The organism is Niallia sp. MER 6, assembly GCF_023714395.1.
Classification (GTDB): Bacteria; Bacillota; Bacilli; order Bacillales; family Cytobacillaceae; genus Niallia.
Genome location: NZ_JAMAUK010000003.1, coordinates 213,906 through 237,960 on the forward strand (window position 1 = coordinate 213,906; position 24,055 = coordinate 237,960).

Here is a 24,055-nt window from a genome sequence, read left to right on the forward strand (position 1 = left end):
TAGAAATAATCATTCTAAAATTGTTTTAATTCTATTAAAAATTGCATGATGCAATATAAGGAAAAACATATAGCGGGATAGATAAATAGTCGAACTTATGATAAATTCTAATAATACACTCGGAATATGAAAGGTGATTACATGGCGAATGATCAAGTGTTAACCGCCGAACAAGTCATCGATAAGACTAAAGGATATTTAAACGAAGAGCATACAAAATTCATACAAAAAGCCTATGATTTTGCCCAAAATGCTCATCGTGAACAATATAGAAAATCTGGGGAGCCATATATAATCCACCCTATTCAAGTGGCAGGGATTCTTGCTGATTTGCAGATGGATCCGGCTACTGTTGCTGCAGGTTTTCTCCATGATGTTGTTGAAGATACCGATATCACATTAGAGGATATTAGTGACAGCTTTAGCAATGAAGTGGCCATGCTCGTTGACGGCGTTACGAAACTAGGGAAAATCAAATACAAATCCCATGAAGAACAACAAGCAGAGAACCATCGCAAAATGTTTGTCGCAATGGCGCAGGATATACGAGTCATACTGATTAAGCTTGCCGACAGACTTCATAACATGCGAACGCTAAAGCATCTTCCTGCAGAGAAGCAGCGCCGCATTTCAAATGAAACGCTTGAGATTTTCGCTCCATTAGCCCACAGACTAGGGATATCTACAATTAAATGGGAGCTTGAAGATACAGCTCTACGTTATATGAATCCACAGCAATATTATCGAATTGTTAACTTAATGAAGAAAAAGCGCGCTGAGCGTGAACAATATTTAGAAGAAGTTGTTTCCGAAATACGGGAAGGCACGGATGAAGTAAAAATTCAATCTGACATTTCGGGACGTCCAAAGCATATATACAGCATTTACCGCAAGATGGTGCTACAAAACAAGCAGTTCAACGAGATTTATGATCTTTTGGCAGTGCGCATTGTGGTAAACAGCATCAAAGACTGCTATGCCGTGCTTGGAATTATTCATACACGCTGGAAGCCGATGCCAGGACGCTTCAAAGACTATATCGCGATGCCTAAAGCTAATATGTACCAATCCTTGCATACAACAGTGATTGGGCCGAAGGGTGACCCGCTGGAAGTGCAAATACGCACAACAGAAATGCATCGAATTGCAGAGTTCGGGATTGCCGCACACTGGGCATATAAAGAAGGAAAAACAGTTGATGAAGGCTCCTCCTTTGAAGAGAAGCTGTCATGGTTTAGAGAAATTCTCGACTTCCAGGAAGACAGTATTAATGCCGAGGAGTTTATGGAAAGTCTGAAAATCGATTTGTTTTCCGATATGGTATTTGTGTTTACCCCAAAAGGCGATGTATTTGAGTTGCCTTCAGGCTCCGTTCCGATTGACTTTGCTTATCGAATTCACTCGGAAATCGGTAATAAAACAATTGGTGCCAAGGTTAACGGCAAGATGGTTACACTTGATTATAAGTTAAAGACTGGCGATATCGTCGAAATTCATACAAGCAAGCATTCATATGGTCCTAGCCAAGACTGGATCAAGATTGCACAAACCTCACAAGCAAAAAATAAAATCAGGCAGTTCTTCAAAAAGCAGCGCAAAGAGGAGAACGTGGAAAAGGGCAAGGAGCTTGTCGAGAAAGAAATCCGCAATATGGAGTTTGATCTGAAGGAAATTCTTACCCCTGATAATATTAAGACAGTGCTTGAGAAGTTCAATTTTGTTGGTGAAGAGGATATGTATGCTGCTGTCGGTTACAATGGCATAACAGCCCTTCAAGTCGCCAACCGCCTTACAGAGAAATGGCGCAAGAAGCGTGATGCGGAGCAGTCTGCAACAATATCTAATGCTGTTGCTGAATTAAAGTCATTTCCTAGTGCGAAAAAACGTGCTTCTGGAGTGCGGGTAACCGGGATTGACAACCTGCTAATCAGGCTGTCACGCTGCTGTAACCCAGTGCCAGGCGATGAGATTGTCGGCTTCATTACAAAAGGACGAGGCGTTTCTGTTCACCGCTCAGATTGTACTAATATCGATACCGAGGATGCAAAAGCAAGACTGATTCCTGTTGAATGGGAAACAGCGCTGAATGATCGGAAAGAATATAATGTGGAAATTGAGATAAGCGGATATGACAGAAGAGGCCTTTTAAATGAGGTTCTTCAGGCAGTTAACGAATCGCAAACGAATATTTCTGCTGTTTCAGGCAAATCTGACCGCAATAAAATGGCAACCATCACGATGTCTATTCTCATTCTGAATGTCAATCACCTCCATAAAGTGGTGGAGCGGATTAAGCAGATACCTGATGTCTATTCTGTACGTAGAATCATGAACTAAGGAGAAACGGTATGCGTATTGTGTTGCAAAGAGTGAAAGAAGCAAAAGTGGAAGTCGACGGGAAAACCGTTGGACAAATTGATAAGGGCTATATGCTCCTCGTTGGCGTCACACATGATGACACAGCAGAGGATGCAGCCAAGCTTGTAGATAAAATTGCCCATCTGCGAATTTTTGATGATGAGGATGGGAAAATGAATCACAGCATAATGGAGGTTGAAGGCGCTATTTTGTCTGTTTCCCAGTTTACTCTGTATGGAGATACGCGAAAAGGGAGACGGCCGAACTTTATGAATGCCGCCAAACCGGATTATGCAGTAAATCTATACGATCAATTTAATCTTATGCTGAGGGAAAAGGGCTTGCATGTGGAGACAGGTGTTTTCGGTGCCATGATGGATGTCTCATTGGTGAATGATGGCCCTGTTACTCTTATACTCGAAAGCAAATAAAAGAACCGTTCCGATTGGAACGGTTCTTTTTATTATTGGAAATAGCTTTCGAGCCCTTCATAAATGGCTGCGGAAACTGTCTCCTGGTATTTTTGGGACGAAACAAGCGCCTCTTCTTGCTGGTTGCTTAAATAACCAAGCTCTAAAAGCGTTGCTGGTTGTGTGTTTTCTCTAAGAACAAAATAATCGTTCTTCCTTACACCTCTGTCCTTTAATTGGGTTGCTTCAATAATGTTTTCATGCAGACTGTTGGCAAGCTCCTTTTGGGAAGAGCTGTAATAATAGCTTGTCATCCCTCGGACGCTGCTGTCCTTTATGCTGTCATAATGGATGCTGATAAAGGCGTCAGCTTTATAGAAGCTGCTCATATTGACACGGTCCTGCAACGAGATAAAAAAGTCATTCTGTCTTGTCATCACCACATTGCTGCCAGCAGCCTGCAGTTTTTCAGCAAGAAGGTTAGCTGTTCGGATTGTCAGCGTTTTTTCCAATGTGCCGACAGCTCCGATCGTTCCGCTGTCTTTACCGCCATGACCAGGATCGATGACAATTGTTTTTCCTTTTAAGTCGCCTGTTTTGTTACTGTCTTGTGAGGAAGGTGCTGTTTGCTTTTCAGCAGATTCTGACACTATCCAGCTGGCTACATAGCCGGCTTGACCGTCTGTCAGCTCAATTTTATACCAGTCGCCAATCTCTTCTGTTGCTTTAAAGGAATCCCCTTCACTTGCAATACTTAAGACTGAGGCTTGTACGGATGCTTCACTCCGAATGTTTGTCCCATCATGAAGAATAGTAACAGATGCATCAATTGGTTTTGCAGAAATGTTTTCTACCTCGCTGTCCTCAGTCAGCAAGGTTTTAGACACCCAGCCAGTATTGCCTGAAAATTGGATTTTAGCCCAATCTCCATCCTCTGCTACTATATGTATTACCGTTCCTTTTGCCAGCTTGCCAATGACTACTCCATTCAAAGAAGCTGTGTCACGAACGTTTATATCATCGTCAGCTACAATCGCAGTTTGGCCGTCTGTTTGTGAGACGTCCGTTGTGTCTGAAGTGTTTTGCGCGCCGCCGATAATATATTGGCTGTTAACCCAGCCTGTTCCGAGCGCTGTTTGGATTTCAGCCCAGTCTCCTTCATTTGAAAGAATGGTGACAGGAGTATCTTTGCTGAGTGTTGTGATAACCTGATACTCGGTTCCAGGTCCTTTGCGCAGTCTTAATCCATTTTCAGAAATGGTTCCTTCTGAAGCTGTGACGCTGTCTGTTTGCGTATTGGGAGCATCATTACTCGAACCTTCAGACTTTGTTACTAAGTAGGCTGCCACCCAGCCGGCTTGACCATTTCCTAAATCGATTTCCAGCCAGTCCCCATTGTCAGTCAGCACTTTATAGCTTGTGCCTATTTCCATTTTCCCAATAATTGAATCATCAAGGCTAGGACCTTCTCTTATATTAAGGACTGTCGTCGATTGCACAGATAGACTGCTTTCCGCTTTAGCTTGGATTGCAGGAATCAGCATTAGCATCATAATGGGAATTATCCATATATGCTGTTTCTTTATCATTTGATAGCTTCTCCTCCCTTCCTTGAAAGAGCATAGTTAGTTGCATTTTAATACATTTCTCTTTCAAGATACAATCTCCTTTGATAACTTTTCTCTTTTTCTTTTCAATTTTAGACAATAAATATAACATATGATGAAAAATTTTTTAACTCATGGGGATAATAATAGAAATTAACAAGAAAAAAGGGTGAAAACAATGAGATTTGGTGAAAAAAGCATAAAAACCCATGATGTAAGCTCGAAATTACTCGGTGTGGACTTTCATGATTTTATCGAAAAGGAAGCTAACTCGACAGCTGTTGAGCTTGCTTCAGAGTTTGGGTTATCTGTAGGCGAAGCAAGAAAACTGAAAAAGCAGGTTGGGAGATATTAAAGGGCTATTGACAATCAATTCATCTCTTATTATTATTATTAATAAAATAATAAGGGATAAATTAAAAAAGCCAATGAGGGAGAAAAGTAGTTAGGATACACATGAAAAGAGAGGAAATGCCAAAGGCTGGAAGCATTTCTGCATGATGACTTAATGAACGAACACTCCGTAGGTTTTCTTCTGAACATGTTTTTTAACATTACTAGGTATGAAACGTTAGCAGGCGTTAACTGCAAAGTGGAAGATGCATTTCTTTAAAGATGCATTTCTTCAATTAGGGTGGCACCACGGGATTCCAAAATCTCGTCCCTTGTATATTTCTTGATATACAAGGGGCGGGATTTTTTTGTTTGCTTTTTTAAAATTGCCCATCTCTAATTCCGATACATAAGCCAATACAGGAGGATAATAATATGCAAATAAATATTCCAAGAGGAACGCAAGATATTCTGCCAGGCACAGTGGAAAAATGGCAATATATTGAAACACGTATTAAAGAGCTTTGCGACAGATTCCAATATAACGAAATAAGAACACCTATCTTTGAGCATACAGAGCTGTTTTTGCGCAGTGTTGGAGATACAACAGATATTGTCACAAAGGAAATGTACACATTTGAAGACAGAGGAGAAAGAAGCCTGACACTCAGACCAGAGGGTACTGCTTCTGTCGTTCGTTCTTTTGTAGAAAATAAAATGTTCGGGTTGCCATCACAGCCAGTTAAGCTTTTCTATTTAGGACAAATGTTCCGTTATGAGCGTCCACAAGCAGGCCGTTTTCGCCAATTCGTCCAGTTTGGTGTAGAGGCAATCGGCAGCAAGGATCCTGCGATTGATGCGGAAGTAATGGCCCTTGCCTATAGTGTATATGAATCACTTGGGCTTTCAAAGCTGAAGCTCGTTGTAAACAGTCTTGGTGATAAAGAAAGCAGACTTGCACACAGAGATGCACTAATCGGCCACTTTAAGCCAAGCATCGGCGAATTCTGCAGTGACTGCCAAAGCCGTCTCGAAAAAAATCCAATGAGAATTTTGGATTGTAAGAAAGATCATGATCACCCGTTAATGAAGTCGGCACCGTCAATCCTAGACTACTTGAATGAAGAGTCTAAACAATACTTTGAGAAAGTGAAAGCATATTTAACTGCCTTAAATATTCCTTTCGTAGTCGATTCAAATCTAGTAAGAGGCTTGGATTACTATAATCACACTGCATTTGAAATCATGAGTGAGGCAGAAGGATTTGGAGCCATTACGACACTTTGCGGAGGCGGTCGTTATAATGGGCTTACAGAAGAGCTTGGCGGACCGGAAGCACCTGGTATCGGGTTTGCGATGAGCTTGGAAAGATTGCTTGCAGCCTTAACAGCAGAAGGAATCGAATTGCCTGTTGAGAAGAAAATCGATTGTTATCTTGTTGCATTGGGAGAAGAAGCAAAGGATTATACGGTCGGACTTTTAAATGATTTGCGCAGAGCAGGCTTATCTGCTGAAAGAGATTATATGGACAGAAAAGTAAAAGCTCAATTTAAAGCTGCCGATCGCCTTCAAGCTAAATTTGTCGCTATTTTAGGCGAGGATGAGCTGAAGGAAAACAAGATTAATGTGAAGAGTCAGGAAACTGGTGAACAAAAACAAGTGAAGCTGGAAGAATTAGCGGCAGCGCTGCAAGATTTTCAAAGCTATTAAAAATAAATAGTAGGGAACTAAAAGGAGGATGAAATATGTTTGGAAGAACGTATTTTTGTGGTGAAGTAACAGAAAAGGCTATTGGCGAAAAAGTCAGCTTAAAGGGCTGGGTTCAAAAACGCCGTGATTTGGGAGGACTTATTTTCATTGATTTGCGTGACCGTACTGGCATTGTTCAAGTCGTGTTTAATCCAGAAATAAATAAAGAAGCAATTGAAATTGCAGAAAAAGTAAGAAATGAATTTGTTCTAGATATTAAAGGAACGGTTGTGGCAAGGCAGGAAGGAACAATCAATGAAAACCTGCAAACAGGTAAAATTGAGATTGTTGTAGACGAAATTATCATTCTGAACGAAGCAAAAACACCGCCGTTTGCTATCTCTGATAAAACAGACGTAGCAGAAGATGTTCGCTTAAAATATCGCTATTTAGATTTCAGAAGACCAGTTATGTTTGAAACATTAAAAATGCGTCATCAAGTAACAAAGATTATGAGAGATTATTTAGACAGCGAAGGCTTCTTGGATATCGAAACACCAATCCTTACAAAAAGCACGCCTGAAGGAGCAAGGGATTATCTTGTGCCAAGCCGTGTTCATCCAAATGAATTTTATGCATTGCCGCAGTCTCCGCAGCTTTTCAAACAGCTGCTGATGGTAGGCGGAATTGAGCGCTATTACCAAATTGCCCGCTGCTTCCGTGATGAAGACTTGCGTGCAGACCGTCAGCCTGAATTTACACAGCTTGATATTGAAACAAGCTTCTTAAGTCAGGAAGACATCATGAAAATGATGGAAAACATGATGGTGACAATTATGCGTGAAGTGAAAGGAATCGATGTTCCTTCACCATTCCCAAGAATGCCTTATGATGAAGCAATGGCACGCTACGGATCGGATAAGCCAGACACAAGATTTGAAATGGAGCTTACAGATCTGTCTGAAATTGTTAAAGACTCCAGCTTTAAAGTGTTTGCAGCTGCTGTTGAATCAGGCGGCCAAGTAAAAGCAATTAATGTGAAGCAAGCAAATGATAAATATTCTCGTAAAGATATTGATGCTTTGACAGAATTCGTGAAAGTTTATGGCGCGAAAGGCTTAGCATGGTTGAAGGCAGAAGAGGATGGATTAAAAGGTCCGATAGCAAAATTCATCTCAGAGGAAGAGCAAAAAGCGTTTGAAGCAGCACTTGCTATTGAACCAGGTGATCTGCTGCTGTTTGTTGCAGATAAAGCAAGCGTTGTTGCAGACTCATTAGGTGCACTTCGCCTTAAATTAGCAAAAGAGTTGAACTTAATAGACCCAGAGAAATTCAACTTCCTATGGGTGACAGACTGGCCGTTGTTTGAATTTGATGAAGAAGAGAACCGTTTCTATGCAGCTCACCATCCGTTCACAATGCCAAAACGAGAAGATATTGAACTGCTCGATTCCAATCCTAAGGCAGTTAAAGCACAAGCGTATGATATTGTATTGAATGGTTATGAGCTTGGCGGAGGATCACTTCGTATTTTCGAAAAAGATATTCAGGAAAAAATGTTCGGACTGCTTGGTTTCTCTAAAGAAGAAGCTTATGAGCAATTTGGTTTCCTGCTGGAAGCATTCGAATATGGAACACCTCCGCATGGCGGAATTGCAATCGGCTTAGACAGACTGATTATGCTTCTGTCTGGCAGAACAAACCTGCGTGATACAATCGCATTCCCGAAAACAGCAAGTGCAAGCTGTCTGTTGACAGATGCACCAGGCGAGGTTTCTCAAAGCCAGCTTGATGATTTGCATCTAGCACTTAAATCACCGAAAAAAAATGACTGATAAAAGAGGGCTGTCTAAAAGTGACAGCCTTTTTTTCCTGTCAACAGTCCTGAGGACAAGGGCTAGAACCTGTCAATAATTTATGTTATAGTACAAAAGGGTTTAAGAGTATAATACTAGAAAACATATGTATAATTCCTATTAACGTAAATCTAATAATGGAGTTGAAGAAATAGATGTTGCACCAGTTTTCAAGAAATGAATTAGCGATCGGTACAGATGGATTAGAAAAGTTAAAAAACAGCACGGTGGCAGTGCTAGGAATTGGCGGGGTCGGCTCCTTTTCTGCTGAAGCTCTGGCTCGTTCAGGAGTCGGAAAATTAATATTGATTGACAAGGATGATGTTGATATTACCAACGTCAATCGCCAAGTGATTGCATTATTGTCAACTGTCGGTCGTCCGAAAGTTGATATCATGAAAGAGCGCATTGCAGATATCAATCCAGATTGTGAAGTAATCGCACTGAAAATGTTTTATACAGAAGAAACTTATGAGGAAATCTTTGCATACGGCTTGGACTATGTTGTGGATGCATCTGATACTATTTCCTATAAAATTCACTTAATGAAGGAATGTTTACAAAGAAATATTCCTATTATTTCAAGTATGGGTGCAGCGAATAAGATGGATCCGACTCGTTTCCAAATTGCAGATATCAGCAAAACACATACAGATCCAATTGCTAAAGTTATTCGTCTTCGTCTGCGAAAAGAGGGAATCCGTAAAGGAATTAAAGTAGTCTTTTCAGATGAAAGCCCGATCGTTATCAGAGAAGATGTCCGCAAAGTGGTTGGGAAAGAAGATGCACCGATTCGCAAGGCAAAAATGCCGCCTTCTTCCAATGCCTTTGTTCCATCTGTTGCCGGTTTAATTATGGCAAGCCATGTGGTGAAGGAATTACTGGGGGACATTAAAATTAAGCGTGTAAATGACTAATATAAACGAAAGATCCTAGGCTATCGGCCTAGGATCTTTTTTTAGAGTAAAAATACTGGTTTAAATTTACAAATAACCTATTGCAGGCATTGGTGTATTAGTGTACTATCTAGATAGTACACTAATACACAGTTTTGGAGGAAGAATATGAAAGCATTTAAAGGCTTGTTGAGGAAGGACTTAAAAATAACCATCGGCTATTTTTATACGATATTAATTTTTATGGCAATCGCCTATGCGGCTGGCTGGTTCCTTTCTGGTTATTACAGCACTAGCATGCTCGCAGGAACCATTTCGATTGCTTTAATTATTGCCCATGTTATTTATTTACCAGGGTCTTTGCTGACATCACTTAATTTGGAAGGCAAAACGCAATTGTGGCTCCATAATCCAGCAAGCAGTGTGCAATTATTGCTGTCAAAGCTTACGGCCTGTTCTATATTATCGTTATGCTCCGCTGTCCTTATAACCATTATTACCATTTTAAGTCTTTTGCCGATAGCAGAATTTCAAGAAATGTTTACTGCATTTGATATTGTATTTATGGCTGCGGCAATATGGTTAATCTCTTTTTACTTGAGCATCTGGGTCATCTTTTATTGGACTGTCTACCACAGTTTAGGAGCCATCCTATGGTTGAAGAAATTTCGCTGGATTATCCTCATTGCCTTTTTCTATGGATGGGAACTGTTAAAAGAACAGTTTGGGAAAATCAGCTTTATTAAAGATTTAAAAGAAATAGGGATGTTTAATTTAGGTAGAGCTTTTCAGATGGAAACAGGTATGAATTCCTTTCAAGCTACCTTTGAAGCAACAGACATTTCCGTGTTTGTCCTAGCAGGCTATTGTCTGACAGCTCTTGTTATTTTTTGGGTTTCGTCTTGGCTGTTAGATAAGAAAGTAGAGGTGTAAGCTGCATGGCAGATGACTACAAGCAATCACGGCCGATTTATATGCAAATTGTTGATCGGATTATGCGGCAGATTGCAAGACAGGAATTAAAGGTTGGCCAAAAGCTGCCTTCTGTACGGGAAATGGCCATTGATTCAGGAGTGAACCCAAACACAATTCAAAGAACCTATAGTGAATTGGAGAGGATGAATATCGTGGAAACGAGAAGAGGGCAAGGGACATTCATTACCGAAAAGAAGGAAGTGCTAGAGGAAGTGAAGAAAAAATTGCAGCTTGAACTTGTTGGCAGGTTTGTCGAGAGTATGAAGGAACTCGGAATATCAGAAGAGGAAATGATTGCAGAACTAAAAGCTGCATTTAAGCAGGGGGAGGAGGCTGAAAAGATTGATTAAATTAGAGAAAGTTACAAAAAAGTATGGCAAAGAAACAGCTTTAGAAGATGTTGATTTCTCTTTTCTGCCAGGGAAAATCTACGGCTTAGTCGGTGCTAATGGCAGCGGAAAATCAACAACCTTAAAACTTATTGCAGGACTCGTTCAGCCTTCCTCTGGAACTGTCACTGTAAATGGCAAACAGGTTAATCGAAAAATAGCAGCAGATGTATCGTATTTGACGGAATTAGATATGTTCTACGATGGTTTTACTGTTGCTGACATGATCAGCTTTTCTGCCTCGCAGTTTCAGGATTTAAACCTTGAGACGGCAACGGAGCTACTTCATTTCATGGAGCTTGATAAGGCCAAGAAAATTAAAGAGTTGTCAAAGGGCAACAGAGGAAGATTGAAGCTGGTTCTCTCTTTAAGCAGGCAGGTTCCAGTTCTGTTGCTGGATGAGCCGTTTTCCGGACTAGACCCGATGGTAAGAGATTCGATCGTTAAGGGGTTGCTCCATTATATTGATTTTGAAAAGCAGACAGTTATTATTGCTACACATGAGATTGCTGAAATAGAGCCAATTTTGGATGATGTTGTTGTTATCAATAAGGGACATTTAGCGGCGCATTTTCATGTTGACCAGCTGAAAGAAGAGCAAGGGTTGTCTATTGTGGAGTGGATGAAGAACAATATCAAACATTCATAAAAAAGGGGAGATAAAATGGGAAGCATTGTTGAACTGAAAAATGTTTCAAAGGTGATTAAAGGCAGGAAAATCATTGATAATTTAAGCTTTAATGTAGAAGCAGGTGAAGTGTTTGGATTTCTTGGCCCAAATGGTGCCGGAAAAACAACGACCATTCGAATGATTGTTGGCCTAATAAACATTTCAGCCGGTGATATTTTAATAAGCGGAAAAAGCATTACCAAGGAATTTGAAAAGGCTGTGCAGCATGTCGGTGCAATCGTAGAAAACCCAGAAATGTATAAATTCCTGTCAGGTTACGATAATCTAGTCCATTATGCTCGGATGACAAGAGGAGTAAGCAAGGAGAAGATTAATGAGGTGGTTGAGCTTGTCGGCCTGACAGATAGAATACGTGACAAGGTTAAAACCTATTCTCTTGGGATGAGACAGAGACTTGGACTTGCTCAAAGCTTATTGCATGATCCAAAAGTTCTAATATTGGATGAGCCGACAAACGGCTTAGATCCAGCAGGAATAAGAGAAATTCGCGACCATTTAAGAATGCTCGCCAGAGATAGAGGGATGGCCGTAATAGTTTCCAGCCATCTGTTGTCGGAAATGGAAATGATGTGTGACCGGATTGGTATTATCCAGCAAGGCAAACTGGTGGATGTCCAATTGGTGAAGGACTTTGTCAACAACACAGAAAAGCTCTATGAAGTGGAAATAGACCGTAGCGACGAAGCTTTAAGTGTTGTACGTGAGTATATGCCTGGCATAGAGGTGTCCAAAAGTGCTGCAGGCATAGAAATCCCAGTAACGAAAGAGCAGATTCCAGCATTGGTAAAACTTCTTTCGGGTCAGGATTTCTCCATTTATGGAATTAAAGAAGTTTCTAAGACACTCGAAGACAGATTCTTAGAAGTAACAAATGAGAAGGGGGAATTGTAATGCTGCAGCTGTTGCAAAATGAATGGATGAAGATATGGAAGCGTGCAGCCACACACGTAATGGTTGTCCTTTTGCTTCTAAGTGTAATCGCTATTGGAGCCATTACGAAGTATCAGGAAAATGGATTATCTGTTCCTGACAATGAAAATTGGCGCCAAGGTTTAGAGATGGAAAACAAGGAATATCAAAAACAGCTCGATGAAGGAACAGTCTCCCCTGATTTAATAGAATATACAAGGTCACAGATTGCCATTAATGAATATCGATTAGAGCATGATATTACTACAAATGTGGATTACTCTGTGTGGGATTTTATATCAGATAGTTCAGAACTCATCTCCTTTGCCGGCTTGTTTACTATTATCATTGCAGCTGGCATAGTTGCAAACGAGTTTGCATGGGGTACGGTAAAGCTGTTGCTAATACGCCCGATTGGAAGAGCCAAAATACTGTTTTCTAAGTATTTGTCCGTAATATTGTTTGGGGTATGTTTAATTTTGGTTCTATTTGGTTTTGCTTTATTGCTGGGCGCCATATTGTTCGGATTCCCAGAGAGCAGCACTCCCTATTTAAATTATCATGACGGAAAAGTGACAGAACAAAGTATGATTCTCCATCTGTTAATAACATATGGACTGAATTCAATCGATCTGCTGATGATTACGACAATGGCGTTTATGATTTCGAGTGTATTCCGCAACAGTTCACTTGCTGTTGGAATCTCGATATTCTTAATGTTTATGGGCGGCACAGTGACCTACATGCTGTCGACAAAGTTTGAATGGGCAAAATATATTTTATTTGCTAATACAGATTTGACTCAGTATTTTGAAGGTACTCCATTAATGGAAGGCATGACATTAACATTTTCAATTGTAATGCTGTGTGTTTATTTCCTGATTTTTCACTTGCTTGCCTTTTTCGTATTCAAGAAAAGAGATGTTGCGGCATAAGTTAGGTTTTTGCGGATGGAATATAACCATCCGCTTTTTGGTGTTTCATCTAAACTTTTTCGTTTATGGGGTAAGTTGCGATATAATAGTTTTTAAAGAAGTGCGAGTAAAGAGGTGTACATATAGTGAATGGAGAACCACTAGCCTATCGAATGCGGCCGACTACCATTGATGAAGTAGTCGGGCAAAAGGATATAATCGGCAAACAAACAGGCTTATATAAAATGATTAAAAATGGTCATGTTCCGTCCATGCTTTTATATGGGGAGCCAGGCATAGGAAAGACCTCCATTGCCTTTGCGATTGCCGGTACGACGAATTTGCCGTTTATTGCCTTAAATGCGACAACAGCAGGCAAAAAGGATGTGGAGGCAGTCGTGGATGAAGCGAGATTAACAGGGAAAGTGCTGCTGTTTCTCGACGAAATTCACCGCTTCAACAAAGCACAGCAAGATTATTTGCTTCCCCATGTGGAAAGAGGGGATATCGTTTTAATCGGTGCAACTACTGAAAACCCGTATCATGATGTGAATCCTGCCATCAGAAGCCGCTGCGGGCAGATTAAGCAGCTTAAAAGATTGACAGATGTTGATATTGAGGAGCTACTTACTAGGGCTATTAAAGAAGAACGGGGTCTAGGCACCCTGTCGATAAAGATAAGCGATGAACAAATAAAAAAAATTGCCCAAGGAACGAATGGAGATGCTCGGAAATCCTTAACCCTTTTAGAGTCTATTGTCTATTCCTCTGATAAAGAAGAAGATACATTTGTTGTAACAGATGAAACAGTCGCACAAATGATTGAAAGAGTCGGAGTTTATGGAGATAAGAAGGGGTCTCATTTCTATAACCTTCTTTCCAGCCTGCAAAAGAGCATTCGCGGAAGCGATGTTGACGCAGCTCTTTATTATCTTGCTCATTTGCTCGAAACAGGTGATCTTGTTGCTGTTAACAGAAGACTGCTTGTAATTGCCTATGAAGATGTCGGTCTTGCGAAAACATCTGTAGGCAATAATGTACTTGCAGCCGTTACAGCAAGTGAGCGGCTTGGATTGCCTGAAGCAAGAATTCCTTTATCTGTTGCTGTTGTAGAAATGTGTTTATCTTCTAAATCAAATGCAGCCTATAAGGCCCTCGATGCAGCAATCGCTGATGTTAGGAGTGGCCATGTTGGGGATATTCCGATGCATCTCCGCGACGGCCATTATGCTGGAAGCAAAGCGCTCGGCCATGTTGGCTATGTGTATCCTCATGATTATCCAATCGGCACATTCGGCGGCTGGGTCAATCAAGAATATTTGCCAGAAAAGCTTAAAGGAACGCAATACTATCAGCCAACTGAGGCGGGAGAAGAGAAAAAGCTTAAGGCTATTTACGAACGGCTGGCAGGATTCCGGACAGAAAACGAGAAAAAACAATAAAGCTTTACCGAATTTAACGATTAAGGGACGTGTAGTTAGTTTTGAAGATTGAAAGAATCGAGCTTCTTCATCTAAAGATGCCGTTGCTGCATCCATTTGTAACAAGTATCGGGAGTTTAATGGAAAAGGACTTCCTGATTATTAAAATGTTCAGCGGCGGGCATGTAGGCTACGGAGAGTCCGTTGCTATGCCAAATCCAGGCTACAGTGAAGAAACTACAGGCACTTCTGTGCATATAATAGAAGAATTTTTAATTCCTCTTTTGTTTAATAGCACCATTAACCATCCAGACGACGTTTCTAATATATTCGCACCAATCAGAAGAAATAATATGGCAAAAGCAGCATTAGAAGGAGCTGTTTGGGATCTTTACAGCAAAAAAAATGGAGTGTCCCTTGCCCATGCACTTGGCGGGACGAGAAAAAGCATTGATGTTGGCGTAAGCATTGGAATAGAGAAGTCGCTAGACGAGCTACTCTTGAAAATCGAAAGATATTTGGCAGATGGCTATAAAAAAATAAAAGTTAAAATAAAGCCAGGCTATGATTTGGAGCCATTGGCGAAAATCAGGGAGAAGTTCGGATTTGGGATTCCTCTTATGGCCGATGCGAATTCAGCATATTCCCTGCAAGATTTGACACATTTAAAAAAATTAGATGCATTCAAGCTGATGATGATTGAACAGCCTTTAGCCTTTGACGACATGATTGACCATGCTGTTCTGCAAAAGGAGCTAAGCACTCCGATTTGTCTGGATGAAAGTATCCATTCAGCTGAGGATGCCCGCAAGGCAATCGAGCTTGGCAGCTGCAGGATTATCAATTTGAAAATTGGCCGCGTCGGCGGTTTGACAGAAGCAAAGAAAATTCATGATTTATGTGATAATTATAATGTTCCTGTCTGGTGCGGAGGAATGCTTGAAGCTGGTGTCGGCAGGGCTCATAATATTGCTATAACCTCGCTTGCGAACTTTACAATTGCCGGTGACACTTCTGCTTCTGATCGCTATTGGAAGGAAGACATTATCCAGCCTGAGGTGATTATGTCTGCTCCAGGAAAAATAGCAGTCCCAACAAAGCCAGGCATCGGTTATGAGCTGAACGAGCAAGTGATTGAAAAATACTTATTAGGAAAAAAGACATTCACAAATAATTAATCAACATACAGCACAATCTCTTGCAATGCTAAGATTGTGCTCCTATGATTTGAAAACACAGAACATTCGGTATATTGGTTGGTAACAGGGAGCGGAGGAAGAACAGTGAAGGATATAGTAATAGATTGGGTGAACAAAAAAGAAGTAGAAATAAAAGCGATGTATCATTATTTGCATGAACATGCAGAGATTAGCTGGGAGGAACATCATACAACAGCTTTTATATGCAAACAGCTTGATTTGCTAGATATACCTTATAAAACTTTTTCGGACCAAACAGGAGCAGTCGGCTATTGGGGCAATAACAGGACCGGACCAACTATCGGTGTGCGCACAGATATAGATGCATTATGGCAAAATGTCGACGGTGTATGGAAGGCAAATCATTCATGCGGCCATGATGCCCATATGACAATTGTACTCTTTACACTCAAATGCCTAAAAGAGCTTGGGGTACAACCGAGAGGAATGATTAAAAGCTTTTTTCAGCCTGCAGAAGAAACAGGCGGCGGTGCCCTTTCTTTTATCAATAAAAATTTATTAGATGATGTGGACTATTTACTTGGGCTTCATTTGCGGCCGATTCAGGAAATGAGGCATAATGAAGCATCTCCAGCTATCTATCACGGAGCAGCAGCGTCATTTAAAGGGCGGGTTTTTGGCTTGCAGGCACATGCCGCCCGTCATCATTTAGGAATAAATGTTATAGACAGTATTACGGCTATTAATACGGCAATCCGCGCTATACCGCTTAATCCTATCATACCTGCATCAGCAAAGATGACCTTCATTCAAGGCGGAGGGAAAAGCTTTAATATCATTCCTGATTATGCAGAATTCGGCATTGATGCGCGAGCACAAACGAATGAAGCAATGAATGACCTTATCGATAAACTAAAGAGGAGCATCTATCACGCTGGAGAAGCAAATGGAGCTAAAGTAGAGTTAGAGCTCTTGTCTGAGATGCCTGCAGCACAGAAGGATAATGCGATGGAAGAAGCAGTAGCAGGCAGCATTAAAGAAGTGCTTGGTAAAAAAGGACTTGTTCCGCCACCAGTCACACCAGGAGGCGAGGACTTCCATTTTTATGCAAAAAAATTAAAAAACCTACATTCGACAATGATCGGCTTAGGTACAGACCTAAAACCAGGCCTGCACCATCCAAAAATGTCATTTGAACTGGATAGTTTGCTAAATGGCATTAAAATTATGGCATTGTCTGTCATGAGACTGAATGAGTTTACTGCAGATGAAAATTAATGCAATGGCAGCTTTTTAAAAAAGCTGCCTGTTTGTCATGGAAATAACAAAAATACAGCCTTTAATACGAAATTTTACGTAAGCAACCACTTAAAAACCAAAAAAAAGACCAGAAATATGATATCCTATTGAATAGATAGGATATATCATATTCATAATGAAAGTATTAGTGTTGAAGCAAGCGGCGTGAAGAGGGAATATGTTATAATGCATATTGTTCAATTTGCTGCGGATATTTGTAAACATGTAAAGGTGGATATAAAGAATGGAAGCCACATTGAAGATGAGACAGCTTACATGGCGAACGGTAATATTCATTGTCGGCCTGCTTATCATGTCATTTGGAATTGTTCTTTTGATAGAAGCAGACTTAGGTTCTGCTCCGTGGGATGTACTGAATATCGGCTTGTACTACCAACTTGGTTTGACAATTGGGAGCTGGACGATCATTGTCGGCTTTTTTGTCCTTTTTGTAAGTGCAATCCTTTCCAAGTCAATCCCGCAGATCGGTGCATTTCTCAATATGCTGTTAGTAGGTATTTTTATTGATTTATTTTTAATGATGCCATTTATTAAGACACCTCCCACATTACTTGGCAGGGAAGTAATGTTTTTATTTGGTCTTGTTATCATGGCTTATGGAATGGGCTTTTATATCTCTGCGAACCTGGGAGCGGGGCCAAGAGACAGTTTGATGCTTGTATTATCACAAAAGCTTGGCTTAAGTATTTCTAAAACCAGGTTTATCATGGAGGCGGCTGTTCTGTTTTCAGGCTGGCTTATGGGCGGACCTGTATTTTGGGGAACGGTCGCATATGCGGTTATCATCGGTAAAATCGCTGGTTTCAGTATTCCGCAATGCCAGAAATGGACGGAATTGCTGCTGGCAAATGTGAAAAAATCACATCATCGACATAAAAAAATAGCTAATAATAGGAGTGCTGGTTTATGAAAATCTCAACAAAAGGCCGCTACGGCTTAACAATTATGATGGAATTAGCAAAAAAACATGGAGACGGTCCGATTTCCCTTAAGTCAATTGCACAGACAAATGACTTGTCAGAGCATTATTTAGAGCAGCTTGTAGCACCGCTCCGCAACGCAGGATTTGTCCGAAGCATCAGAGGAGCATACGGCGGCTATGTTCTTGGTGACGACCCGAAAAACATCACTGCAGGTGATATCATCCGCACTTTAGAAGGACCAATCAGTCCTGTTGAGGGGATTGAAAACGAGGAGCCTGCTAAAAAAGCTCTATGGATGAAAATCCGTGATGCAGTTAAAGAAGTGCTTGATTCCACAACAATTGAGGACTTGGCGAACCATAAAGAGGAAAATGATACAGATTCATACATGTTCTATATTTAATCGTTGAAACAAATAATTGGAAAGAATGTGCCTATCCTATTACTATAAGATAGTTGCTATTTAGAATAAAACTTTAGTAGGTGAAGAAGTTGGAACATATATATGTGGATCATGCGGCAACGTCGCCGATGCATCCTAAGGTTATCGAAAGAATGCATGAAGTGATGCAATCGATTTATGGAAATCCTTCAAGCATTCACACATTTGGAAGACAGGCCCGAAAGATTATTGATAATGCCAGAGCCAGCCTTGCATCAAGCATAGGAGCGCAAGAGTCGGAAATCATTATCACAAGCGGCGGGACAGAAGCGGATAACCACGCAATATTTGGAGTGGCTGAAAGCTATCAACATCTTGGGAAACATATCATAACAACAGAAATTGAACATCACGCAGTTTTGCATGCATGTGAGGAGCTGGCGAAAAAAGGTTTTGATGTTACCTATCTTCCTGTTAATGAATTTGGTGTGATTGATCTTGATGTGTTGAAAAAGGAATTGCGAGACGATACTATACTTGTGACAATTATGTATGGAAACAATGAAGTTGGCGCAATCCAGCCTATTGCTGAAATAGGAGAAGTCCTAAAAGACCATCAGGCCCTTTTCCATACAGATGCTGTCCAAGCTTACGGTATGGAGGAAATTGATGTGAAGAAGCAGCATATCAATCTTCTGTCCGTTTCTTCTCATAAAATCAATGGCCCTAAAGGAATTGGTTTCCTTTATATTGAAAATGGCATTCAGCTTTCACCACGCTTATTTGGCGGTGAACAGGAAAGAAAGCGCAGAGCTGGTACGGAAAATGTTCCAGCAGTAGCAGGCTTTCAACTGGCCGCAGAAATCGCCATTTCTGAGAGACAGGAAAAAAAGCAAAAGTATGAAAGCTTTAAAAAAACGCTTGTTCAAACATTGGAAGAAAATAAAATTGAGTTTGTGCAAAACGGATTAGTTGAAAATATGCTGCCACATGTTTTAAACTTAAGCTTTCCTGGAACAAATGTAGAGGCACTGCTCGTAAATCTTGATTTGGCAGGCATTGCTGCTTCAAGCGGTTCTGCTTGTACAGCAGGCTCTATCGATCCTTCCCATGTACTCGTAAGCATGTTTGGCGAGAACTCAGAAAGGACGAAGAACTCTATTCGATTTAGCTTCGGGTTATACAATACAGAAGAACAGATCAAAAAGGTCGGATCTGAGCTGTCTAAAATCGTGCAAAGATTAACAGGCAATAAGCTTATCTGACTAGCTTGAACTGTATTCTTCCAAATAGATAGGACTATGGAATACAGGGGGGAATGAAATGGAAAAAGCACCAAAAGATACACGCGTAGTTGTCGGCATGTCAGGTGGAGTCGATTCCTCTGTTGCTGCACTGCTTTTAAAAGAGCAAGGCTATGACGTTATCGGCATATTTATGAAAAACTGGGATGATACAGACGAATTCGGCGTCTGCACAGCAACAGAGGACTATGAGGATGTTATCCGTGTCTGCAATCAACTGGGTATCCCTTATTATGCGGTCAATTTTGAAAAGCAATATTGGGATAAAGTATTCACTTACTTCCTTGATGAATATAAGGCAGGAAGAACGCCAAACCCTGACGTTATGTGCAACAAAGAAATCAAGTTCAAGGCGTTTTTAGAGCATGCAATGAGTCTTGGCGCAGATTATTTGGCTACAGGGCATTATGCGCAAGTTGTCAGAGAAGATGGCAAAGTCCGCATGCTGCGCGGCAAGGACGAAAATAAAGATCAAACGTATTTCCTTAACCAATTGACAGAAGAGCAGTTAAGCAAGGTTATGTTCCCAATTGGCGGGATGGAAAAATCAAAGGTGCGGGAGCTGGCTGCTAAAGCGAACTTAGCGACGGCAACGAAAAAGGACAGCACAGGTATCTGCTTTATCGGCGAACGGAACTTTAAGGAGTTCTTGAGCGGTTACTTGCCTGCACAAAAAGGAAATATGGAAACATTCGATGGCAAGGTTGTTGGTAAACACGATGGTTTAATGTACTATACAATCGGGCAAAGACACGGTCTTGGCATCGGCGGAAGCGGTGATCCTTGGTTCGTTATCGGCAAAGACTTGCAAAGAAATGTGCTGTATGTAGGTCAAGGGTTCCATCATGATATGCTTTACTCTGACAGCATTATTGCTGATAATGTGAGCTGGGTTTCTAATGATTCAACTCCAAAAACATTCGAATGTACAGCTAAATTCCGCTATCGTCAACCAGATAATAAAGTGACAGTGGAACTGCTCGATGATTCGAAAGTGAAAGTAACTTTCCATGAACCAATTCGTGCAGTTACGCCAGGACAAGCAGTTGTCTTCTATCAAGGAGAAGAATGCCTTGGCGGCGGAACAATAGATAAAGTGTACCGCAACAACGAGCAATTAACATATGTAGGCTGATAAAAAAGAGAAACTTGCTGCTTTTCCTTTGGAATTAAGCAGCTGTTTCTCTTTTTTTTAAGAAAGAAATGCAGAGTGAATTGGAAGATTTCCATTAGGCTAAAATATGCTATACTTTTAGTGAGAAACGGAGTGTGTTTATAAGTGGAGACAAATCAATTAGGAATTAAATATATGCAAGAAGGCAAATTTGAAGAAGCAGCAAAAGTGTTTATGGAAGAAATTGAAAAGAACCCTGCTAACGCAGTATCATATGTTAACTTTGGAAATGTGCTGTCAGCGTTGGGTGATTTAAGCAGAGCTGTTTCCTTCTATGAAAAAGCGATAGAAATTGATCCAGATATGGCCGCAGCTTACTATAGTGCAGGAACAGTCTATTTTGAACAGGAGGAGCTTGAGTCTGCTAAAGCGATGTTCGAGACAGCACTTGAGAAAGGACTCGAATCGAGTGACAACTATTTCATGCTGGGCATGACATATATAGGGTTGGAAAAATCGATTCTTGCTATTCCCTTTCTGCAGCGTGCCGTTGAGCTGAACAGTGAGGATGCAGAAGCATTGTTCCAGCTTGGTTTATGCCTTGCGCAAGGGGAATATATTGATGAAGCAATGGAGAAATTTACAAGCTGCATTGAGTTAGACCCAGAGCATGCAGATGCTTATTATAATCTTGGTGTTGCATATGGATTTAAGGAACAGGAAGAAAAAGCGCTTGAGATGTTTAACAAAGCATTGGAAATTCAGCCTGATCATCAGCTGGCTCAAATGGGAAAACAAATTCTCGGAGGCTGATTGTATTTTAAAAAATTTAAAAGAAGGGGGAGAAAAAATTGGAAGAGCAAAATTCACTGGATCTTTTCGAGGAGCAGGGTAAGTATGTGAAGGGGCGCCATCTTGTCACGATATTTCACAACGAAGATAATCTTTATACCGTGCTCAGGATAAGGGTAGATGAAACGAATGACAGCTATGAAGATAAGGAAGCCGTTGTCACAGGATATTTGCCGAAGATGCATGAAAATGATACATATACATTCTTTGGTGAATTTAAAGACCATCCCCGCTTTGGACTCCAATTCCAGGTCTCCTCTTTCCGAAAAGAGATGCCGCAGACAAAACAAGGGGTTATCACCTATCTGTCTAGTGAGCTATTTAAAGGAATCGGCCAGAAAACAGCAGAGAACATCGTGGACACTTTAGGGGAAAATGCCATCTCTAAAATTTTGAATGAACCATCTTTGCTTGATACTGTTCCCAAACTTCCTCCAGACAAGGCGAAGCTTCTTTATGATACGCTCATGCAGAATCAAGGGCTGGAGCAGGCGATGATATCGTTGAATCAGTATGGTTTCGGGCCGCAGCTATCCATGAAAATTTACCAGACTTATAAGGAAAACACATTGGAGGTTATCCAGTCCAACCCTTATAAGCTTGTAGAGGATGTAGAAGGAATCGGTTTTGGTAAAGCAGATGACTTAGGCTTTCAGATTGGCCTGATTGGTAGCCATCCTGACAGAATTAAAGCAGGCTGCCTCTATGTGCTCGAGCTTGGCAGCAGCCAGGAGGGACATGTCTACCTGGAAGCAGAATATGTGCTGTACAGAGTAAAGGATCTTCTCGAGGAAAATAAACAGGAGCAAGTAGACTTTTCAGCTATTGCAGACCAGATTGTCTTGCTTCAGGAAGAAAAGAAAATCATCGTCGAAGATAAGAAGATTTTCCTGCCTTCCCTTTATTACTCAGAAAAAGGCCTTGTTCGGCATATTAAAAGAGTGATGGAACAGAAGGAATACGAAGATCAGTTTCCAGAATCGGAATTTTTGCTTGCACTCGGAAATTTGGAAGACAGGCTTGGAGTTCAATATGCACCATCACAAAGGGAAGCCATCCAAACAGCACTGATGGCGCCGATGCTTATGCTGACAGGCGGACCGGGGACAGGAAAAACCACGGTTATAAAAGGGATTGTAGAGCTTTATGGTGAACTGCATGGCTGCAGCCTTGATCCGAAGGATTACAAAAAGGAAGAACCTTTTCCTTTTATTTTAGCGGCTCCCACAGGAAGAGCAGCTAAAAGGATGACAGAATCGACTGGTTTACCTGCTGTCACCATTCATCGTCTGTTAGGCTGGAACGGAAGCGGCGGTTTTGACAAGGACGAGGAGAATCCTCTTGAAGGAAAAATCATTATTGTTGATGAAACCTCCATGGTTGATATTTGGCTAGCTTTTCAGCTGTTTAAAGCATTGCCAGCCAATATTCAAGTCATTCTTGTCGGAGATGAAGACCAGCTTCCGTCTGTTGGACCAGGCCAGGTGCTGAAGGATTTGCTGGCATCAAGCTGCATTCCGACAGTCCGGCTTTCTGATATTTACAGGCAGAGTGAAGGTTCTTCTATCATTGAACTTGCTCATGAGATAAAGGACGGCAGATTGCCAAGTAATTTAACTCAGCAGCAAACAGACAGGTCCTTCATTAAATGTGCCTCTGGACAAATAGCACAGGCTATAGAGAAGGTTGTCCTCAACGCGAAGAAAAAGGGCTATGCGCCAATGGATATTCAAGTTCTGGCACCGATGTACAGAGGCCCTGCAGGAATAGACCGCCTCAATGTCATTCTCCAGGAAATATTGAACCCAAATCCAGATGGAACACGTAAGGAATTGAAGTTCGGCGATGTTAAATACCGAATTGGCGATAAGGTGCTGCAACTCGTTAATCAGCCAGAAAACAATGTCTATAATGGAGATATGGGAGAAATTGTATCCATCTTTTATGCAAAGGAAAATACAGAAAAACAAGACATGGTTATTGTCTCCTTCGATGGAATTGAAGCAACTTATACTAGGCAGGATTTAAATCAAATTACCCATGCTTATTGCTGTTCTGTTCATAAGTCCCAAGGTAGTGAATTTCCAATTGTTATTATGCCGATTGTAAAAAGCTACTATAGGATGCTGCGGAGAAACTTAATATATACCGGCATTACAAGAAGTAAACAATTTTTAATATTGCTTGGCGAAGTGGATGCGATGGAAATAGGGGTAGGCCGAAATGATGAGCTGAACCGCCAAACTTCCCTGCAGGAAAAGCTGAAAGAAGTCTTTTCTCATAGTGATGCAGATATCGAGGCAGCAGAAGAAGATGTTTCCTTGTTTTACAGTGATCGGATAATGGAAATTGATCCGCTTATCGGAATGGAGAATGTCACTCCATATGATTTTATGCCAGCTCAAGAAAGCTGACACAATAAACGATTAGTGGAAATGTTTGTATCACATTGTTTTTATATAAAGAAGCAAGCTATAGATGTCATTCTAAAGGAATGGCATCTGTTTTTTTTTGAGAAGAAAACAGCATTAAAAAGCCGGCTCCTATAAAAA

The 24,055-nt window shown here is 40.9% G+C and carries 21 protein-coding genes and 1 other annotated feature; of the genes, 20 read left to right on the plus strand and 1 reads right to left on the minus strand.

The window, feature by feature from the left end:
• The first annotated feature begins 141 nt into the window (after positions 1-141).
• Both M3600_RS05700 and dtd read left to right on the plus strand, forming a co-directional pair.
• On the plus strand, positions 142-2,337 hold the full coding sequence (locus tag M3600_RS05700; protein WP_233313035.1) for a RelA/SpoT family protein: 2,196 nt from the start codon (positions 142-144) through the stop codon (positions 2,335-2,337).
• Positions 2,338-2,348: 11 nt separating this feature from the next.
• Positions 2,349-2,789, plus strand: coding sequence for a D-aminoacyl-tRNA deacylase (gene dtd / locus M3600_RS05705; protein WP_233313036.1), 441 nt, complete (start codon positions 2,349-2,351; stop codon positions 2,787-2,789).
• 32 nt (positions 2,790-2,821) lie between these two features.
• Here dtd and M3600_RS05710 read toward each other — a convergent pair whose 3' ends face one another.
• Positions 2,822-4,357 carry an N-acetylmuramoyl-L-alanine amidase family protein gene (locus M3600_RS05710; RefSeq protein WP_233313037.1) on the minus strand — a complete coding sequence of 512 codons (1,536 nt, stop codon included), beginning with the start codon at positions 4,355-4,357 and terminating at the stop codon, positions 2,822-2,824.
• Between the two features lie 196 nt (positions 4,358-4,553).
• On the opposite strand from M3600_RS05710, the gene M3600_RS05715 reads away from it, so the two are divergent.
• The 18 genes from M3600_RS05715 to recD2 all read left to right on the plus strand — a co-directional run bounded on the left by M3600_RS05715 (position 4,554) and on the right by recD2 (position 23,917).
• On the plus strand, positions 4,554-4,730 hold the full coding sequence (locus M3600_RS05715; protein WP_233313038.1) for a hypothetical protein: 177 nt from the start codon (positions 4,554-4,556) through the stop codon (positions 4,728-4,730).
• A 64-nt stretch (positions 4,731-4,794) separates the two neighbouring features.
• Positions 4,795-5,044: a binding site (T-box leader), on the plus strand.
• 99 nt (positions 5,045-5,143) lie between these two features.
• A complete protein-coding gene (gene hisS, locus M3600_RS05720; protein WP_237941742.1) occupies positions 5,144-6,418 on the plus strand; it encodes a histidine--tRNA ligase in 1,275 nt (424 codons plus the stop codon).
• Positions 6,419-6,453: 35 nt separating this feature from the next.
• The gene (gene aspS, locus M3600_RS05725; protein WP_237941741.1) at positions 6,454-8,232 is read left to right on the plus strand and encodes an aspartate--tRNA ligase; all 1,779 of its coding nucleotides are present in this window, start codon (positions 6,454-6,456) and stop codon (positions 8,230-8,232) included.
• 176 nt (positions 8,233-8,408) lie between these two features.
• Positions 8,409-9,170 (plus strand): tRNA threonylcarbamoyladenosine dehydratase, encoded by a 762-nt coding sequence (locus M3600_RS05730; RefSeq protein ID WP_233313041.1) that lies wholly within the window; start codon positions 8,409-8,411, stop codon positions 9,168-9,170.
• 147 nt (positions 9,171-9,317) lie between these two features.
• Positions 9,318-10,082 carry a hypothetical protein gene (locus M3600_RS05735; RefSeq protein ID WP_233313042.1) on the plus strand — a complete coding sequence of 255 codons (765 nt, stop codon included), beginning with the start codon at positions 9,318-9,320 and terminating at the stop codon, positions 10,080-10,082.
• Between the two features lie 5 nt (positions 10,083-10,087).
• Positions 10,088-10,474, plus strand: a complete 387-nt coding sequence (locus M3600_RS05740; RefSeq protein WP_233313043.1) for a GntR family transcriptional regulator — start codon at positions 10,088-10,090, stop codon at positions 10,472-10,474.
• On the plus strand, positions 10,467-11,162 hold the full coding sequence (locus M3600_RS05745) for an ABC transporter ATP-binding protein (RefSeq protein WP_233313044.1): 696 nt from the start codon (positions 10,467-10,469) through the stop codon (positions 11,160-11,162). Before M3600_RS05740 ends, M3600_RS05745 begins: the two co-directional genes overlap by 8 nt.
• Before the next feature lie 15 nt (positions 11,163-11,177).
• Positions 11,178-12,095 carry an ABC transporter ATP-binding protein gene (locus tag M3600_RS05750; protein WP_233313045.1) on the plus strand — a complete coding sequence of 306 codons (918 nt, stop codon included), beginning with the start codon at positions 11,178-11,180 and terminating at the stop codon, positions 12,093-12,095.
• The gene (locus M3600_RS05755; protein WP_251644898.1) at positions 12,095-13,048 is read left to right on the plus strand and encodes an ABC transporter permease; all 954 of its coding nucleotides are present in this window, start codon (positions 12,095-12,097) and stop codon (positions 13,046-13,048) included. Before M3600_RS05750 ends, M3600_RS05755 begins: the two co-directional genes overlap by 1 nt.
• Before the next feature lie 125 nt (positions 13,049-13,173).
• A complete protein-coding gene (locus M3600_RS05760) occupies positions 13,174-14,469 on the plus strand; it encodes a replication-associated recombination protein A (RefSeq protein WP_233313047.1) in 1,296 nt (431 codons plus the stop codon).
• A gap of 41 nt (positions 14,470-14,510) precedes the next feature.
• Complete coding sequence (gene menC, locus M3600_RS05765) at positions 14,511-15,626, plus strand: o-succinylbenzoate synthase (RefSeq protein ID WP_251644899.1); 1,116 nt, start codon at positions 14,511-14,513, stop codon at positions 15,624-15,626.
• Between the two features lie 105 nt (positions 15,627-15,731).
• Complete coding sequence (locus M3600_RS05770) at positions 15,732-16,886, plus strand: M20 peptidase aminoacylase family protein (RefSeq protein ID WP_251644900.1); 1,155 nt, start codon at positions 15,732-15,734, stop codon at positions 16,884-16,886.
• Positions 16,887-17,151: 265 nt separating this feature from the next.
• Positions 17,152-17,838 (plus strand): YczE/YyaS/YitT family protein, encoded by a 687-nt coding sequence (locus M3600_RS05775; protein ID WP_233313050.1) that lies wholly within the window; start codon positions 17,152-17,154, stop codon positions 17,836-17,838.
• Positions 17,835-18,254 carry a cysteine metabolism transcriptional regulator CymR gene (gene cymR / locus M3600_RS05780; protein ID WP_233313051.1) on the plus strand — a complete coding sequence of 140 codons (420 nt, stop codon included), beginning with the start codon at positions 17,835-17,837 and terminating at the stop codon, positions 18,252-18,254. The genes M3600_RS05775 and cymR overlap by 4 nt, the downstream gene beginning before the upstream one ends.
• A gap of 89 nt (positions 18,255-18,343) precedes the next feature.
• A complete protein-coding gene (locus M3600_RS05785) occupies positions 18,344-19,498 on the plus strand; it encodes a cysteine desulfurase family protein (RefSeq protein ID WP_233313052.1) in 1,155 nt (384 codons plus the stop codon).
• Positions 19,499-19,556: 58 nt separating this feature from the next.
• Positions 19,557-20,672, plus strand: coding sequence for a tRNA 2-thiouridine(34) synthase MnmA (gene mnmA / locus M3600_RS05790; RefSeq protein ID WP_233313053.1), 1,116 nt, complete (start codon positions 19,557-19,559; stop codon positions 20,670-20,672).
• Positions 20,673-20,816: 144 nt separating this feature from the next.
• The gene (locus M3600_RS05795; protein ID WP_237941736.1) at positions 20,817-21,464 is read left to right on the plus strand and encodes a tetratricopeptide repeat protein; all 648 of its coding nucleotides are present in this window, start codon (positions 20,817-20,819) and stop codon (positions 21,462-21,464) included.
• A 38-nt stretch (positions 21,465-21,502) separates the two neighbouring features.
• The gene (recD2, locus tag M3600_RS05800) at positions 21,503-23,917 is read left to right on the plus strand and encodes an SF1B family DNA helicase RecD2 (RefSeq protein ID WP_251644901.1); all 2,415 of its coding nucleotides are present in this window, start codon (positions 21,503-21,505) and stop codon (positions 23,915-23,917) included.
• Positions 23,918-24,055: the final 138 nt, after the last annotated feature.

What these genes read in the sequence shown, in the direction of transcription:
- M3600_RS05700 (WP_233313035.1), top strand. Translation starts at nt 142, where the DNA reads ATGGCGAATGATCAAGTGTTAACCGCCGAACAAGTCATCGATAAGACT.
- dtd (WP_233313036.1), top strand. Translation starts at nt 2,349, where the DNA reads ATGCGTATTGTGTTGCAAAGAGTGAAAGAAGCAAAAGTGGAAGTCGAC.
- M3600_RS05710 (WP_233313037.1), bottom strand. Translation starts at nt 4,357, where the DNA reads ATGATAAAGAAACAGCATATATGGATAATTCCCATTATGATGCTAATG.
- M3600_RS05715 (WP_233313038.1), top strand. Translation starts at nt 4,554, where the DNA reads ATGAGATTTGGTGAAAAAAGCATAAAAACCCATGATGTAAGCTCGAAA.
- hisS (WP_237941742.1), top strand. Translation starts at nt 5,144, where the DNA reads ATGCAAATAAATATTCCAAGAGGAACGCAAGATATTCTGCCAGGCACA.
- aspS (WP_237941741.1), top strand. Translation starts at nt 6,454, where the DNA reads ATGTTTGGAAGAACGTATTTTTGTGGTGAAGTAACAGAAAAGGCTATT.
- M3600_RS05730 (WP_233313041.1), top strand. Translation starts at nt 8,409, where the DNA reads ATGTTGCACCAGTTTTCAAGAAATGAATTAGCGATCGGTACAGATGGA.
- M3600_RS05735 (WP_233313042.1), top strand. Translation starts at nt 9,318, where the DNA reads ATGAAAGCATTTAAAGGCTTGTTGAGGAAGGACTTAAAAATAACCATC.
- M3600_RS05740 (WP_233313043.1), top strand. Translation starts at nt 10,088, where the DNA reads ATGGCAGATGACTACAAGCAATCACGGCCGATTTATATGCAAATTGTT.
- M3600_RS05750 (WP_233313045.1), top strand. Translation starts at nt 11,178, where the DNA reads ATGGGAAGCATTGTTGAACTGAAAAATGTTTCAAAGGTGATTAAAGGC.
- M3600_RS05755 (WP_251644898.1), top strand. Translation starts at nt 12,095, where the DNA reads ATGCTGCAGCTGTTGCAAAATGAATGGATGAAGATATGGAAGCGTGCA.
- M3600_RS05775 (WP_233313050.1), top strand. Translation starts at nt 17,152, where the DNA reads ATGGAAGCCACATTGAAGATGAGACAGCTTACATGGCGAACGGTAATA.
- cymR (WP_233313051.1), top strand. Translation starts at nt 17,835, where the DNA reads ATGAAAATCTCAACAAAAGGCCGCTACGGCTTAACAATTATGATGGAA.
- mnmA (WP_233313053.1), top strand. Translation starts at nt 19,557, where the DNA reads ATGGAAAAAGCACCAAAAGATACACGCGTAGTTGTCGGCATGTCAGGT.